Here is a 15,234-nt window from a genome sequence, read left to right as displayed (position 1 = left end):
GCGGATCACGATAGGGAACGAGACGAAAACATCATCCCAAGACACTGATTCACCGCGATTCCTGTGTCTAGGCCTTCGTGAAGCCTTCCACCTCGGCAACGTTGGGATACGTAGTGTATCTCCCGGCGATTAGTATGATCCGGACCACTCGCCTTCAGAGGAACCGAACCCAGGCTGTACGACTGCCGAAAGGTGTGGCGTTTCTGAAAGGCTTGAGAGAGGTGTCGATCCTGCGTGACGGTACACGGCAGGCAGATTATCGGCCCCTACGACCTGATGATCGCGGGCCACACGCGAAGCCGCGAATTGGTTGTAGTCACGGACAGCCTCAGTGAGTTCTGCCGCGTAGAGGAATTGTGCTGTCCTCCGCCCCACGGTTGAACGAGACGCCCCGCAAGCGGACGGTATCCGCAGATGGGGTGCATGATGATGACAGAGAGGATGGACGCGGCCGCTCCTGGGCGGGGTGGCCGGATGTCACGGCAGCGCAAGCGGGACGCGGTGCTTCGGCTGCTTCGGGGCGAGGACCTGGAGACAGTCTCGCGGGCGCTGGGCGTGACGGCGGCGACCCTGAGCGGCTGGCGTGACGCCTTCCTGGCTGCTGGTGAGGCGAGCCTGGCCACGCGACCTGCCGATGGCGAGGCGCTGGAGAGCGAGCGGCTCAAGGCGCGTTTGGGCGAGATGCTGCTTGAGCGCGAGCTGCTGGAGGCCAAGGTGGCTGCGCTCGAGGGTGGCCGCCCTTTGGTCCGGCGGAGGTCACGGCCATGAGCCTGGCCGTCTCGCCCAGCAGCGGCAGACCCTATGGCCTGGCCCGGGTCTGCCGGATCTGGCGGGCAGCCCGGGCCACGGTCTACCGCCATCGGCTGCCACCCCGGACGGAGCCGCCCAGGCGACCTGGGCCGGTCGGGCCGATGCCGGATGCGGCGCTTCTGGCGACGATCCGGGCCGTCCTCGCGGCCTCTCCCTTCCATGGCGAGGGCCATCGCAAGGTTTGGGCGAGGCTGCGCATGAAGGGTGTCCGGACCTCCAGGCGCCGTGTGCTGCGGCTCATGCGCGAGCACGACCTGCTCGCCCCGTCCCGGGTCGGCAGCCCTCGAGGCCCGCGCAACCACGACGGCACCATCATTTCTGACACGGTGGACACCATGTGGGCGACCGACATGACCACCACCTGGACCGCTGAAGGTCAGGCGGCGGTGTTCGTCGCCGTCGACCACCACAGCGCCGGGTGCGTCGGCCTCCACGCTGCGCGGCGCGGCACCCGCTTTGAGGCCCTCGAGCCCTTGAGGCAGGGCGTGCGCCAGCACTTCGGCGGCTTCGCCAAGGGCATCGCGGCGGGCCTCGCACTCCGTCATGACCACGGCAGCCAGTACATGTCGGACGCCTTCCAGGGCGAGCTGAAGTTCTTCGGCATCGAGAGCTCGCCCGCCTTTGTGCGGGCACCCGAGGGGAATGGCTGCGCCGAAAGCTTCATCCGAACCCTGAAGGAAAACCTCCTCTGGGTCCGGACCTTCGACACCGTCGAGCAACTTCGCCAGGCGCTGCTGGAGTTTCGCCAGACTTACAACTCGACGTGGCTGATCCAGCGACACGGCTTCAGAACACCGGACGCCGTCCGGCAGGATCAGCTTTCACCCGCGGCACTCGCCGCATAGGCTCCACTCAGGTGTCTCACTAACCGCGGGCGGTACAGCTGCGCCGACTGCTTGATGTCAACAAAAATTGCTTGAATACAACACGTTAAGCCGCAGAGTGTGCTTGTATGTTACATAACAAATGTTACACGACCGAGCGATCCAGGGTGCGACCTTGGGAAAATTCCTGCCCCGCACCGGGCTTTAGGTAGCCACAACCCGGTCCTCTAGCTCACGGATGGCCAAGTCCACTGCGTCCGCGTCTCTCCGCCGATCCTCGACCGCTGCCCTAGCTTTGGCGGCGTCGATCTGCGCCGTTTCGCTATTGTGGGCATCGTCGTCTGCAAGCTGCCTCAGCGCGCTGGCTGCTCGAGCCAAGCCCGGGTTTGCTCATCCTCTGAGGCTCCGGTGGTCCTGCTTGCTATCGGCCCACCTACGAGGCGCGGCAGAGGCGGCCCAAGGCAAGACATACTGGCAGCAGGTCCGGGATGACCCGACCGGTGAACTCGTCGAGCGCTCGTCGCACCGCGATCTCAGTGCCTGCTGGCAGGACCAACCTGCCTGGCAGCATCGAGGCCGCATGATGCTCGGCCAGCCGTCGCACCGTGCCGCGAGCCTCCTCCAGGGTGCCCGGCGTGAAGAGCGGGCTGAGCCAGTCTGGCAGCAAACGCAAAACGCCAGGCCAATGCGCCAGGTGCAGATAGAGGCTGGGGATCACGCCCTCCGGAACGCCGTGCCGCGCCGCCAGGGCACGCACCTCGTCAGCCACTCGTGGCGGCAGCTCGTTAAGGCTTGGAAGCGCATCGAGCGCCGGCAATGCATCCGCAATGGGCGCCGGTTGAAGCGGCGGGGCCTGAGGGGCATCCGGCTCCGCCAGACGTATCCGAAGGGCTGTCAGCGCCAGGAGGTTCGTCAGGTTTCCGCGGGTATAAGCACCGACAATCGCCCTGATGCGCTCCAAATCTGCCTCGCCGCAGCCAGCGAGCCGCCAGTCCGCGGTGCTTTTGGCATGCGAAGGAACCGCCGCCGCGAGCCTCCGGCGCGCGGCATCCATCTCTGTCGAGCCGACGATTGGCCGCACGGAACTCCAGACGGAAGGCAAAACCCCGGGCAACGCGGCAAAATGGCGCCAGATCAGATTGACCAGCGGGAGGCCAGAGACGGCCCTGATCTCGGCGTAAATAGCAGCGACGTCAGGCGGAGCCTCGCTCTCGCGGATTTCAGGCAGGTTCATCATCTGGCCAGGAGAGCGGGGAGTTCGGCCAGGCTTCGAACCTCTCGCACCGGGATGCCTGGAAGGCGCTCGCGCCGCTGCCCATAGCGGTTGCACCAGACCACGCGCATTCCGAAGGCGGCTGCCGCATGGGCATCCCAGCCGTTGGAGGACTGGAAGGCGATTGCCTCCGCCGGCACGCCGAGACGGTCCACGGCAAGTTGGTAGACCCGCGGATGGGGTTTGTAGATGCCAAGCTCATCGACCGACAGCACGGCATCAAGATGGGCGCCGATCCCTGCGCTCTGCACGGCACTGCCCAGCATGTCCGGCGAGCCATTGGAAAGGATCGCGGTAACGAAGCCAGCCTCCCGCAACTGACGCAGCACCTCCGGAACCTCGGGGAAGGGTTGCAGCCGGCGATAAAGGCCCATCAGCTGCTCCCGTAATTCCGGGTCGGCAAGGCCAAGCGTCTCAAGCGCAAAGTCCAGACTGTCACCGGTCACCTGCCAGAAATCGACATAGTGGTCCTGGAGGCTCCGAAGCCAGGCGTACTGCAACTGCTTGTCCCGCCAGAGCGTGGTGAGCGGCCCGGCCTGTGAGCCCAACCTGTCCGCGCACCCTGCCGCAGCGCTCGCGAAGTCGAACAGCGTCCCATAGGCATCAAAGACGCAGGCCCGGATGCCCGTGAGAGGCTCGCTCATCGCCATGCTCCTCCAGACGCGGGCGCCGCGCCCGGGATCATTCCTGTCCCCGCTGGAAGTGTCTATAGCTCGCGGCAAGTACGGAGGGAGGGTCCCTGAGGGCCATGCGTTCCCCTTCCCCGCCCCCAGTGCGGCAGGCGCCGTCTCCGCAGGGGCTGGTCATCGTACTTGCAGGACCCAATCCCGTGCAGACCTCGCCTACCCTCCGGCCCTGCTCCAGCCCCGGCTCGGCCTCCGCGAGCAGCCCAATGATCTTTTCTGGTGCTGATCGCTCCCCAACCATCCTCACGTCCTCCAAGCGGCCAGCTCTCGTACCAAGCTCAGAGCCAGTTCCGGGGCGCGGCTCAACTCACCAAGGCGAGTCTGTGGAACACCAAGAGATGGGACCGACAATGCCGCCGCCACGATTCGCGTGCATGGGGCAATCCATGCATGGACCGAGGCATCAGGAACCGGGGGGCGAGCGCTGTAAACGATCGGGCCGCCTTCCTCCACCAAGCCCGGAACACAGCACTCAATCAGGGCAGGCATTGCCTAAGGTGATCGCAGCACGATCGCCTTCCAGGCAGCCGACCTCTTCTTTTTCCGCTTTTCTCTTAGGCCAGTGCAAACATCTCTTGACCCCTGTTCCTGGCGCTTCAAGCTCCCATGGTTCCGCCCTGGAGACCACGATGCTGCGATTGCTCGCCCAGCTGCCCGGTATCGCCCTTGCCGCGGGCCTCATGATCACAGCGGCCCATGCGCAACCTGCGGCGCCAAGCGTCCCGCCCGGGCCCCGTGTGAACATCGTCGCCATTACGCAACCTGTACCAACTAATACGCAGTTCACCATGGTGGACGTGCCCTATCTTCGGGAGATGGGCGCCCGCACCAATGGACGGGTGAACGTTACCCTGGCCTCTCATGCCGAGCGCAATCTCAGCGGCGCGGAGATCGTCCGCCTCGTTCGCTCCGGCCAAGCCGAGATCGGCGCCGGCACGCTCTCCACCCTTTCGGGTGACGTGCCAATCCTCGACGGCGTAGATCTGTCCGGCATGGCGCCTAAGATCGAGGATGCCCGCCGGATCACTGAGGAGCTGATGCCCATTGCGAACCGGGACCTCGAGCGGTTCGGCGTGCGTCTTGTCATCATGTATCCCTTTCCCGCCCAGGTGCTCTTCTGCCGGTCAGCCTTTCGCTCCCTGGACGACCTGCGCGGGCGCAAGATCCGCACCTTCGGCGCCTCCCTGGTCGATCTCGTCGGCGCGCTGGGTGCCCAGCCCGTCTCGATCGGCTTTCCTGAAGTTTATTCGGCGCTGGAGCGCGGCGTGGTGGACTGCGCGGTGACCGGCACGGGTAGCGGTGCCGCTGCTCGCTGGCCCGAGGTCTCGACTCATATCTCTGACCTGCCGCTCTCCTGGGCGGTGGCCGGATACATGGTCAACTTTGCCTGGTGGAACCGGCTGGATCCGGCCGTGCGGGCTCACTTGGAGGCAACCTTCAAGGAGATGTCCGACAGGCTTTGGCAGCTCGGCGATGTTGGGACGCGCGACGGTATCGATTGCAACATCGGAAACCGTGAGGCTTGCCGCCTCAACCAGCTCGCCCCCCGTCCGATGACGGAAGTGAAGAGCACGCCGGAGGAGGCGGAGCGCCTGCGCGGCATCTTCCAGCGTACCGTGTTACCCAACTGGGTCGGCCGCTGCGGCGCGCGATGCGGCGAGATCTACAACCAGGTGATTGCCCCGATCAGCGGCGTCCGCTTCGGCGGATGACGCATCCCCTGCTGCGGGCTGCGCGCGTCCTCTCGGCGGGGACCGCCCGCGCCGCATCCATCATGGCATATCTTGCTGGCTGGAACTACGTGGCCTGCGCCATCTTCATCACAGCCGATGTGCTGGGGCGCAGCTTCCTTGGCGTATCTTCCGCCGCGACGATCGAGATAACGGGCTACATGCTGGCCGGCGGCATCGCCTGGGGCCTGGCGCATGCCCTGGCGCGGCGCGCCCATATCCGGGTCGACGCGCTGGTGAACCGCCTGCCGGCCCGTCCCCGCGCCGTGCTGCACATCCTCGCCCTCTCTCTGCTTGGCGCCTTCGCGGTCTTCTCTGCCTGGGCAGGGTGGACGCTTCTGGATGAGAGCCTGCTCTTCGACGCTCACGACAACAGCGCGCTTCACATCCCCCTCGCCCTGCCACAGGGCCTCTGGGTCTTCGGCCTCGCAGCCTTCTGCGTGATGATCATGGTTCTTCTCTTGGAAGCCGTTCTCGGCCTCGTCCTCCAGGGGCCGGCGGCGGTTGACGCGCTGCTCGGCCCGCGCGGGCTGCAGGACGAGACCGAGGAGGCCCTCGAGGCCATCGCCATGGCCCGGAGGGCAGGAACCGCACCATGATCGCCGTTCTCTTTCTTCTGCTCCTACTGGGGGCAGCGGTCTTCGCGGCGGCCAGCGGCGGCCAAGCCGTGCCCGTCGTCGAGATCCTGGCCCTGATCGGCGTTTTCCTTGTCTTCTTCGGCGCGGGCGTCTATGTCGCCGCTGTGCTCGGCCTTCTGGGCATGCTCGTCGGCCTCGCCTTTTCCGACAGGCCCTGGTGGCTTTTCGCGGGGCAGACACTCTGGTCCCCCTCCAGCAACTTCGTCCTGGTAGCGGTGCCGCTCTTCCTGCTGATGGGTGAAATCCTGCTCCGCGCCGGCCTGTCGGACCGCCTCTACAAGGCGCTGAACCTCTGGCTCGAGCGCCTGCCTGGCGGATTGCTGCACACGAATATCGCGGCCTGCGCAGTCTTCTCCGCTATTTCCGGCTCCTCCGTGGCCACCGCCGCTACGATGGGCTCGGTCGCCCTGCCCTGGTTCTCCGGCACGCGCTACAGCCAGCGGATGGTGCTCGGCTCGCTGGCCGCCGGCGGGGCCCTCGGCAACCTCATCCCGCCCGGCATCACCTTCATCATCTACGGGCTGATCACGGAGACCTCGGTCGGCGCCCTTTACATCGCGGCGCTTATCCCTTCCGTCCTCGTCACGGGGCTCTTCGTTGCCGTGATCCTCGCCCACGGCCTTTGGCATCCGATGGCGAAAGCTCCTCCCGTCCCGCTGCGGGAGAAGCTGCGCGGCCTCGCGGATCTCGGCCCCACTATGGCCCTGATCGTGCTCGTCCTGGGCAGCATCTATGGCGGCCTTGCCACGCCCACAGAGGCCGCGGCGCTGGGCGTGGTCGGCGCGGCTGGTTTCGCGGCGCTGGACGGGAAGCTGAGCTGGCGCATGCTGCACGCCGCGGCCGAGGCGACGGCCCGCAACACCGCCCTCCTCGGCCTCATCCTCTTCGGCGCCTATCTGCTGAATTATATCCTGACCGGCATCGGCGTACCGCAGGCCATGGCGGAGATGATCGGCGGCCTCCCGCTGCCGCCCTGGGCCATCATGGCCGCAATCCTGATGCTCTACTTCGCGCTGGGTACCTTCATGGAGGGCTTCTCCATGATCATCACCACGGTTCCCGTGGTCTTTCCCATCGTTGTCGCGCTCGGCTACGATCCGATCTGGTTCGGCGTCATGGTGACCATGCTGGTGGAGATCGCTCAGATCAGCCCACCTGACGGCACGGTCATGTATGTGTTGCAAGGCATGCGCCGGCCACCCGGTCCCATCGGCGATGTGTTCACCGGCGTGATGCCCTTCCTTGCCGCCTATCTCCTCGCGGTCGCACTGATGCTGGTCTGGCCCGGCATTGCGCTGTGGCTTCCCTCCTTGATGAACTGACGGTCAGAGAACAGGAAACAACCCTTGTCCGACTCAACGAGGCCCGTCCGCATAGCCGTGGACATCGGCGGTACCTTCACCGATCTGCAGGTCCTTGATGCGCGTGACGGCTCTGTGCGGGCCTGGAAGACTCCGACCACCCCGCTCGACCCGTCCGAGGGCCTCCTGCGCGGGGTGCGAGAGGCAGCGATGCGCTTCGGCTTTGCCCTGGCGGATGTCGGGCTACTGCTGCATGGCACGACCATTGCAACGAATGCCGTGCTGGAGCGCCAGCTGGCGCGCGGGGCGCTGCTGACCACCGCCGGCTTCGAGGATGTGTTGGAGATCACGCGCCATTACCGGCGTGACCTTTACGCGCTGGATCCCGATCCCTTTCCTGTGCTGGTGCCGCGCGACCGCCGCCTTGGTGTAGCCGAGCGCATCCGCGCGGACGGCAGCATCGAGCAGCCGCTCGACGAGGCGACCGTCCCTGCCCTGCTCGCCCGGCTGGATGAACTGGAGGTGGACTGTGTCGCGATCAGCCTCCTGCATGCCTATGCCAACCCAGCGCATGAGCGACGCCTGCGCGACCTCATAATGGCCGCCCGTCCGGGCGTTGCTCTCTCTCTGTCCAGCGAAATCAGCCCGGAGATCCGGGAATACGAGCGAAGCTCCACCACCGTGCTGAACGCGCTGCTCGTGCCGGTGGTGCGCGAGTATCTCGAGCGGCTGGAGCGCCGCCTGGGCGAGGACGGGTTCGCTCCCACCGTTTTCCTCGTCCAGTCCAATGGTGGCGTCTGCGGGTTGCGGCGCGCGGCGGAGCAACCGGCCCGACTGCTCCTTTCCGGTCCCAGTGGCGGCGCCCTGGCGGCTGAACGCCTATCCCAGCTGCTGGACCGGCCAGACCTGGTAGCCGTGGACATGGGCGGCACCTCCTATGACGTTTCAGTTGTCCTTGGCGGCCGCGTCTCCGTCGTCACTCAGGGCGAGGTGGACCGCCTCCCCGTTCGGCTTCCGATGGTGGAGATGCGCACCATCGGTGCCGGTGGTGGTTCCATCGCCTCCGTGGGCTCGGGCGGCCGGCTGACTGTCGGCCCGCGCTCCGCCGGTGCGCGGCCCGGCCCCGTTGCCTATGGCCGCGGCGGCACGGAGCCCACCGTGACGGACGCAAACCTCGCCCTCGGCCGCCTGGATCCCGACTACTTCCTCGGCGGTACCATGGCCCTTGATATGGAGGCGACGCGCGGCGCCATCGCCGAGCGCATCGCCACCCCGCTGGGCCTGGGCGAGGAGGAGGCTGCGGAGGGCATCCTGCGCGTCACGGACGGCGCGCTCGGCGCCGCCGTGCGCTTCTCTCTCTTCGAGAAGGGGCTGGATCCCCGCGACTTCACGCTTCTCTCTTTCGGTGGCGCCGGCGGCTTGCACGCCACGGCGGTGGCCGAGGAGGTGGGCATCCGCGAGGTCGCCTTCCCCCGGGAGCCCGGCACCCTCTCTGCCTATGGAATCCTCTTCGGCGACCTTGTGCAGGACATCTCCCGCACACGCGTGACCCCCGCCGCGCCGGCAGGCCTGGCGGCGCTGTCGATCCTGCTGGAGGAACTTCGGAGTGAGGCCGAGGCGCGCCTCTCGGCCGATGGCGTCGCGCCAGGGGACCGCGCCATCGAGGTGTCGGCCGATATGCGCTATCGCGGCCAGGCCTTCGAGCTGTTGATCCCCTGGGGCGACGTCTCCGCACCGGACGAGGCGGCCCTGGCAACACTCCTGACCGCCTTTCATGACACCCATCGCCGCCGCTTCTCCTATGCCGATGAGGCGGAGGCGGCGGAGATCGTCACCCTCCGCATCTCCGCCATCGGGCGGCTGCCCCGCCGGGCTGCCGCCGAGGCGTCTTCAGCCGACCGTCCGGCCCGCAAGGGCACCCGCCGCTGTTGGGAGGGCGGCGAATGGCGCGAGGTGCCCATCTGGGACCGCGAGGCGCTGACGCCTAGCGACCGCATCGAAGGGCCAGCCCTCGTGGAGGAGAGCTTCGCCACCCACTGGATCGGCCGCGGCTGGACCGCCTCTCTCGGCCCTGCAGGCGCGCTCGTCGCGCGGCGCGAGGCGGAGGAGGCTACGGCCACCAAGGCTTCCGCCCTCGGCCCTGTGGAGATCGAGGTGATCCGCAACGCCCTCACCGCCGCCGCGGCGGAGATGGATGTGACGGTCTGGCGCACCAGCCGCTCCACCATCGTGCGGGAGCTGCTGGATTACTCCACCGCCGTTTTCGACGCGGAGGGCAACAACCTAGCCCAATCCGCACGCATACCCGGCCACCTCAACTCCATGAGTCACCTTCTCCGCGAGCTGCTCGACAAGCATGTGGATGCGGAGAGCTGGGGCCCGGACGACGTGGTGGCCACCAACGATCCCTATTGCGGCGGTCAGCACCTGCCGGACATCGTCACCTACAAGCCAGTCTTCCACGAGGGACGGCGCATCGCCTTCGTTGGTACCCTCTGCCACCACATCGACATGGGCGGACTGGCTGCCGGCTCCTATGCCGCGACGGCGACCGAGATCTTCCAGGAAGGGCTGCGCATTCCGCCGCTGAAGATCGTGGAAAGTGGCAAGCCAAATGCCGGGGTCTGGGCGATGATTCGCCAGAACGTGCGCAAGCCGGCCCTCGTCCTCGGCGATCTCGCCTCGCAGCTCGCCAGCCTGGAGGTGGGCGCCGCTGCCATCCGGCGCCTCGCCAGCCGCTACGGCGCGGAAGGCATGATCGAGGCTGGCCATCGCATCCTCGACAACAGTGAGGCGGCGATGCGCGCTGCCATCGCCCGCATGCCGGATGGGGTCTACGAGTTCGAGGATTTCCTGGATGACGATGGGGTCGTGCTCGATCAGCCTTTACGCCTGCATGTGCGGCTGGAGATCGCAGGAGACTCCATCACCGCTGATCTCTCCGGCTGCTCGCCTCAGGCCAAGGGACCTGTGAATGCGACCCTAGCCTCCTCGGCTGCTGCCGTGCTCTATGCGGTGATGTCGGCCAGTGATGAGCCGCTGGCGGCCAATGCGGGCTGCTACCGGCCCGTGCGGATCGTGGCGCCCGAAGGGCTTTGCGTGAACGCCCGGCACCCTGCGCCCGTGGCGCATCGCGTCGCGGTCAGCCATCGGTTGCTCAACGCGGTGCATGGCGCGCTGCACGGGGCCGTGCCGGATCGCATCCCCGCCGCCTATTACGGCAACTCCTACGTCTGCACTTTCCAGACTGTGGCAGCGGACGGCTCGCGGGAGGTGCTGGTCGAGATCGAGATCGGTGGCTCCGGCGCGCATCCACGCAAGGACGGAGTGAACGCATATGCCTCTGGCATGCACAATAACAGCAACATCCCGGTCGAGATGGTGGAGAGCGGCATGCCGCTAACGATCACCGCCTACGGCCTTCTCTCCGGGTCGGGCGGAGCCGGGCGGCGGCGTGGTGGGCTGGGCCTCTTCCGTGAGTGGCGGGTGGATTCCGAGACCTGCATCCTCACCACGAACATGGACCGCTTCCAGCATGCGCCCTACGGCCTCGCTGGCGGAGAGCCCGCTGCTCCGGGCAGGCTGTTGCTGATCCGGAGCGGCATCGAGACACCGATCCGGCCCAAGACGGATGGCTTGCTGCTGCAGCGTGGCGATGTGGTACGGCTGGAGACCTCGGGCGGCGGCGGCTTCGGTCGCCCGGAGGAACGGGATCCCGGGCTGGCGGCACGCGACGTCGAACTCGGCTACGTCACGCCGAAGACTGCTCGCGAGTTCGTCGAAGCGTGATGTTGCAGCTCCTCATCCGAGTCGATCTAACGGGTCGCATGGGGAGCGAGGGAGGTCCGCTTAGATGCATGCGGCGTGGCGTTGCTATTTCGGCTACGAAGCATTGCTGAGTGCCACTCCAGTGCTCCCGCAGCTGCCAGGCTTGGCAATGCTCGGAAGAATTGGCTGGATGCGCAATTCGAGGAAGTGCTCCGCCCGCCGTTTGGTCGGCGGTTGACGGCGGGCTGCTGGATGTGTTCACGGACGGCTCCTTCCGGTGCCGGAGCGCCGCGTCAGTACCAGGCACAGAGATTTCATGTTTCGTCTCGATTCCATCAGCAAGCAGAACGGCCAGCAGCTTCTCTTCATCGAAGCCTCAACGGCGCTCCAGCGCGGCGAGAAGGCGGGCTTGGTCGGCCCCAATGGTGCGGGCAAGACCACCCTGTTTCGCATGATCACCGGGCGGGAGCAGCCGGACGAGGGTCAGGTACTGGTGGACCGCGGGGTCAGCATCGGCTTCTTCAGCCAAGATGTGGGGGAAATCTCCGGTCGCACCCCGATTGCGGAGGTGATGGATGGCGCTGGCGACGTTAGTTCCGTTGCGGCCGAGTTGGCCGTGCTGGAAGCCGCGCTGGCGGACCCCGAGCAAGCCGACAAGCTCGATGCCCTGATCGAGGGATCTGTCAGTTCTCGCGCCCGTCACAACGAGCAGGCACCTGCCAACCGCCGCCGCGTTCTTCATCTCCGGCGCGCGGCGACCGTTCTGGCGCGAGACCTGACGCAACCCCGTGGACGCGGGCAGCCCCGGGGCGCATCAAGGTCCATCGTTCGGTTGGAATCGAGTGCGGGGTTAAGCCTTGGACGCCCGGCCCGGCGCGGGGTGCAGCGAGAGGTGCAGGTCCAACCCTGATCGCGCTCTACCCAAGCCTAACCGGACCGTGCGGGCAGCGTCGGTATACCCTATCAGGTGCCCGCCCCTCCGTGTCCCTTCGACTCCCGCCGCAACAGGCCGATCAGCGGCGACACCATCAACTGCACCACGGGGATCAGCAAAGCGCCGACCGCCAGTCCCACCACGCCCGAACCCGCCGCCGTCGCCAGCCATTCCACGGCACCCGCCATAGCCGGCACCGCGTCCGCCACTGCGATGGCGGCGCCGTGAATCGCGTGCTCCACCTCAGGCAGGCCGTAGCTCGCCAGCCCGTGCACGATGATGCCGCCGCCCACCCACACCATCGCCGCCGTGCCCACGACCGCCAGCAACTTGAGGAACCAGGGCATCCCAACCACCAGCCCCCGCCCGATCGCCTGCGTCACCGGCCGCACCGCGAGGTCGGCGCCGCTAGGTTGGCCGATCCGCCGGCGGAAGACTGCCGAGATCGGGCGCTCGCCGGCCGCCATCGCCAGCCCCGCGTCGTCCGCCTTCACGATCAGCGCCACCACGCCGTAAACGCCCACCGTAATGCCAATTCCTACGATCGCCAGAACCACCGCCTGTTCCCACAGCGGCAGGCCGGGCAGGGTGCCGAGCGTGATCGCCATGATCTCGGCCGACAAGATGAAGTCGGTGCCGATGGCGCCGCGCACCTTGGCGTCTTCCAGCGCTTGGGGGTTTTCCGGCGGCGCCAGCAGCTTGGCCTCGTGCTGGCCAGCCCCGTGCGGCGCCACCACGTGCCACACTTTCTCGGCACCCTCGTAGCAGAGATAGGCGCCCCCCAGCATCAGCAGCGGCGTGATCGCCCAGGGCGCGAACAGGCTCAGCAGCAGCGCGCCGGGGAGAAGGAACAGCAATTTGTTTTTGAGCGATCCCCAGGCGATCTTCGCCACGATCGGCACCTCGCGCGCCGCGGCGAAGCCCACCACGTATCGCGGCGTCACCGCGGCATCGTCGATCACCACGCCCGCTGCCTTGGCGCCGGCCTTGGCCGACTGCGCCGCCACGTCGTCCAGCGAGGCCGCCGCGACCTTGGCCAGCCCGGCAATGTCGTCCAGCAGCGCGATCAACCCTGTGCTCAAGCGAAGCCCCCCTCGTGGCGCGTGCGTGGCCATCGTGAACGATACGCAAGCTCGCCGCGACCCCGAGGGGGCGCTTCGAACATGCCGTGACCGGGCTGGGAGCGGCGCTAGCCTCCCCGGCCGGGGGCTAGCACTGCATCGGGTTGGAAGTAGACACAAACGTGCAGCACTCCGACCACTGCTGTGCACCCACTCTGGCAGTGCACTCGCCTCCAACAGACTTCATGTCTGAGCACACCAGCGGCGTCCAGGCGCCGAAGTAGACGCACTACGAGCCGAGGTTCCCGCCCAAGATCAGCAGCACGATTTATGCGAGCCATACTCTCAAAAGAGCGGCGAAGACCGGCCGCTCGCTCTTCGTAGGCCGCCTTACCCGCCTCAAATGCTTGACACGCCTGTTCCATCACGTCGTTTCGGGGGCCTATGCTCTTCTCCACCTGCCCTGTCGCCGATAGAGATGTTCGGTGCCACCTCGGTCCCGTCAGGTCATTGACCCGCGAAAGCGTGTACGGAGGGACTGTGCCCGGCGCGCAGACGAGGGCCTAGCCGCAGCCGGACGCGCTCTATGAGCGTTCATTGCTCCATGAGCGAGGTTGAGACACCATTTCAGGCTGCCGAGCGCAACGTCCGACTGGGCGAGGAACACATCGCGCGCCAGGAGCGGGTAGTCCGGGGGATGGACCGAAGTAGGTTCCCGAAGCAAGCGGTCCTGGCCGACAACCTACTTACCATGCTGCACGGCTGTCAGGAAATGCACCGCGAACACCTACGCCGCGAGCGCGAGAAGGACGTATCCGGAGCGAGGCTGGGTTCAGCTAAGCCCTGAAGCGCAGATAAACGCCAACTTCCACCTTCAGACGCAACAAGCCGCCCGGAGTGCTGGGGTCGGTCCCAACGCACCAGGCGGCAATGCTAGGTTGCACGCCCCGTTCGGTCCCTGCTGCGGGAGGCTACGGCGCTTTCGCCCGCTACCGCAACACACCCCTGCGGCACAGCTGGCGGTGGTCCACCAACGCCGTCAGCAGATTGCGATTAGCTCGCGAGCCCGAAGCCGCCCGTGTCCTCCACACGGCCATCGGGGAACAGACGAGCAAACTCCCAATCTTCACTGAGCAGCTCCACGCACTCAGCTCCACTGGCGAACGCTGCCCAAGCTTCTAGCAGTACCTGGACCTGGGAATGCGAAAGGCTGTCCTCCCCGCCATCGGCGGAAGCGCTCCAGGCCGTTCGCTCCTACATTCTCATTGGATAGCATCGGGTGCAGGGCGGCATCGGGAAGAGCCTCGGCAAATGTCCCGTTCGACCTACCGGCCTGACGGTTCATTCCATCTTGGCAGCGCGATGCTTCGATGTACCGCATAGGAGGCCGGTTCATTTCCCTGTGCGGAGTGGCGCCTGGCTGGTCGATGCTGTCGCGCCGCTCCAGTCCGCCCTGTTCACCTGCCCGCCTCAGGCGAAGCTCTGCTTGTTCGGATGGCCTCGCCACTAGGAGCGGGTCTCAAGGGTGAGGTGATGCTCGGAGATGACCTGTCCTGCCTCGTCCCGCACTACCATCGAGAGCGCACCGGCTTCTCTGTCGCGGAACTGAAAACGGGGCATGTCGATGAGGGCGCGTAGCCCCTCGCGCCGCGCCTCGGCGGTGCTGGGCAACTCTAACCCTTCGTCATCGCCTAGCCTTCGGTCCCCATTCTGTTGATTGCCACTGAGAACTGACCCGGGGATTGGAGTGAACCCCTGGGGCTGGACCACTTGGGCAGGCGGAACTGATACGCTGGCTGGACCTTCGATCAGGAGAAGGTCATGTCGTCCCGAGGCCCCTACCGGCGACACACGCCGCAGTTCAGGCTTCAGCTGTGCCACGAGATCCGCAGCGGTGCCATTGGGCGCCGTGATGCGGCCCGGCACCACAATCTGTCGACCAACCTGCTTCAGCTCTGGCTGACCCAGTACGACCGGGGAGAACTCACCCACGAGGAGGCCGAAGCCTCCGTCATCGCGGAGTACGAGGCCAGGATCGCCGCGCTTGAACGCAAGGTCGGCCAGCTCACGATGGAACTGGACCTGGCAAAAAAAACTAGGCCGGCAAAGTCGGCTGGCAGGCAGTCTGTTCCAGTTGGGCCAGGTAGGCTTGTGGATCGCGGCGGAACCGGGTTCGCAGTGTCCGGGCATGGCGTCGCTGTTCAAGACG

Annotated in this window: 9 protein-coding genes and 2 pseudogenes; 7 read left to right on the top strand and 4 right to left on the bottom strand. The window is 66.5% G+C overall.

The window, feature by feature from the left end; translation table 11 throughout:
* Positions 1–423 precede the first annotated feature (423 nt).
* Positions 424–1,655 (top strand): annotated as a pseudogene (locus J8J14_RS23290) (IS3 family transposase).
* Between the two features lie 412 nt (positions 1,656–2,067).
* Here the strand turns inward: J8J14_RS23290 and J8J14_RS23285 are convergent.
* Together J8J14_RS23285 and J8J14_RS23280 are read right to left on the bottom strand one after the other, a co-directional pair.
* The gene (locus J8J14_RS23285; RefSeq protein ID WP_209381940.1) at positions 2,068–2,871 is read right to left on the bottom strand and encodes a hypothetical protein; all 804 of its coding nucleotides are present in this window, start codon (positions 2,869–2,871) and stop codon (positions 2,068–2,070) included.
* Positions 2,868–3,551, bottom strand: coding sequence for a haloacid dehalogenase type II (locus tag J8J14_RS23280; RefSeq protein WP_209381939.1), 684 nt, complete (start codon positions 3,549–3,551; stop codon positions 2,868–2,870). The genes J8J14_RS23285 and J8J14_RS23280 overlap by 4 nt, the downstream gene beginning before the upstream one ends.
* A 779-nt stretch (positions 3,552–4,330) precedes the next feature.
* On the opposite strand from J8J14_RS23280, the gene J8J14_RS23275 reads away from it, so the two are divergent.
* From J8J14_RS23275 to J8J14_RS23255, 5 genes and pseudogenes are all read left to right on the top strand, one after another.
* On the top strand, positions 4,331–5,305 hold the full coding sequence (locus tag J8J14_RS23275) for a TRAP transporter substrate-binding protein (RefSeq protein WP_209381938.1): 975 nt from the start codon (positions 4,331–4,333) through the stop codon (positions 5,303–5,305).
* On the top strand, positions 5,302–5,922 hold the full coding sequence (locus J8J14_RS23270; protein ID WP_209381937.1) for a TRAP transporter small permease subunit: 621 nt from the start codon (positions 5,302–5,304) through the stop codon (positions 5,920–5,922). The genes J8J14_RS23275 and J8J14_RS23270 overlap by 4 nt, the downstream gene beginning before the upstream one ends.
* Positions 5,919–7,283, top strand: coding sequence for a TRAP transporter large permease (locus tag J8J14_RS23265; protein WP_209381936.1), 1,365 nt, complete (start codon positions 5,919–5,921; stop codon positions 7,281–7,283). Before J8J14_RS23270 ends, J8J14_RS23265 begins: the two co-directional genes overlap by 4 nt.
* A gap of 24 nt (positions 7,284–7,307) precedes the next feature.
* Entirely contained in the window at positions 7,308–11,051 is a 3,744-nt protein-coding gene (locus J8J14_RS25250; RefSeq protein ID WP_245216116.1) for a hydantoinase B/oxoprolinase family protein, read from the top strand.
* Positions 11,052–11,346: 295 nt separating this feature from the next.
* Positions 11,347–11,772 (top strand): annotated as a pseudogene (locus tag J8J14_RS23255) (ATP-binding cassette domain-containing protein); the annotation flags it as partial.
* A gap of 221 nt (positions 11,773–11,993) precedes the next feature.
* On the opposite strand, the gene J8J14_RS23250 reads toward J8J14_RS23255, so the two are convergent.
* Entirely contained in the window at positions 11,994–13,034 is a 1,041-nt protein-coding gene (locus J8J14_RS23250; RefSeq protein WP_245216115.1) for a DUF808 domain-containing protein, read from the bottom strand.
* Positions 13,035–14,531: 1,497 nt separating this feature from the next.
* Positions 14,532–14,795 carry a DUF6894 family protein gene (locus tag J8J14_RS25835; RefSeq protein ID WP_408896585.1) on the bottom strand — a complete coding sequence of 88 codons (264 nt, stop codon included), beginning with the start codon at positions 14,793–14,795 and terminating at the stop codon, positions 14,532–14,534.
* Between the two features lie 51 nt (positions 14,796–14,846).
* Here J8J14_RS25835 and J8J14_RS25830 point away from each other — a divergent pair.
* Positions 14,847–15,234, top strand: a 388-nt coding sequence (locus tag J8J14_RS25830) for a transposase (protein WP_209381933.1), incomplete at its 3' end; no start/stop codon positions are given.

This window comes from Pararoseomonas baculiformis (assembly GCF_017813395.1).
Taxonomy (GTDB): Bacteria; Pseudomonadota; Alphaproteobacteria; order Acetobacterales; family Acetobacteraceae; genus Roseomonas; species Roseomonas baculiformis.
Note: the sequence above shows the minus strand (reverse complement) of the source record. Positions and strands in the feature narration are given on the sequence as shown.

Excerpts from the sequence above, each read along its gene's own strand:
- J8J14_RS23280 (WP_209381939.1), bottom strand. The coding sequence starts at position 3,551 with ATGAGCGAGCCTCTCACGGGCATCCGGGCCTGCGTCTTTGATGCCTAT.
- J8J14_RS23285 (WP_209381940.1), bottom strand. The coding sequence starts at position 2,871 with ATGATGAACCTGCCTGAAATCCGCGAGAGCGAGGCTCCGCCTGACGTC.
- J8J14_RS23270 (WP_209381937.1), top strand. The coding sequence starts at position 5,302 with ATGACGCATCCCCTGCTGCGGGCTGCGCGCGTCCTCTCGGCGGGGACC.
- J8J14_RS23265 (WP_209381936.1), top strand. The coding sequence starts at position 5,919 with ATGATCGCCGTTCTCTTTCTTCTGCTCCTACTGGGGGCAGCGGTCTTC.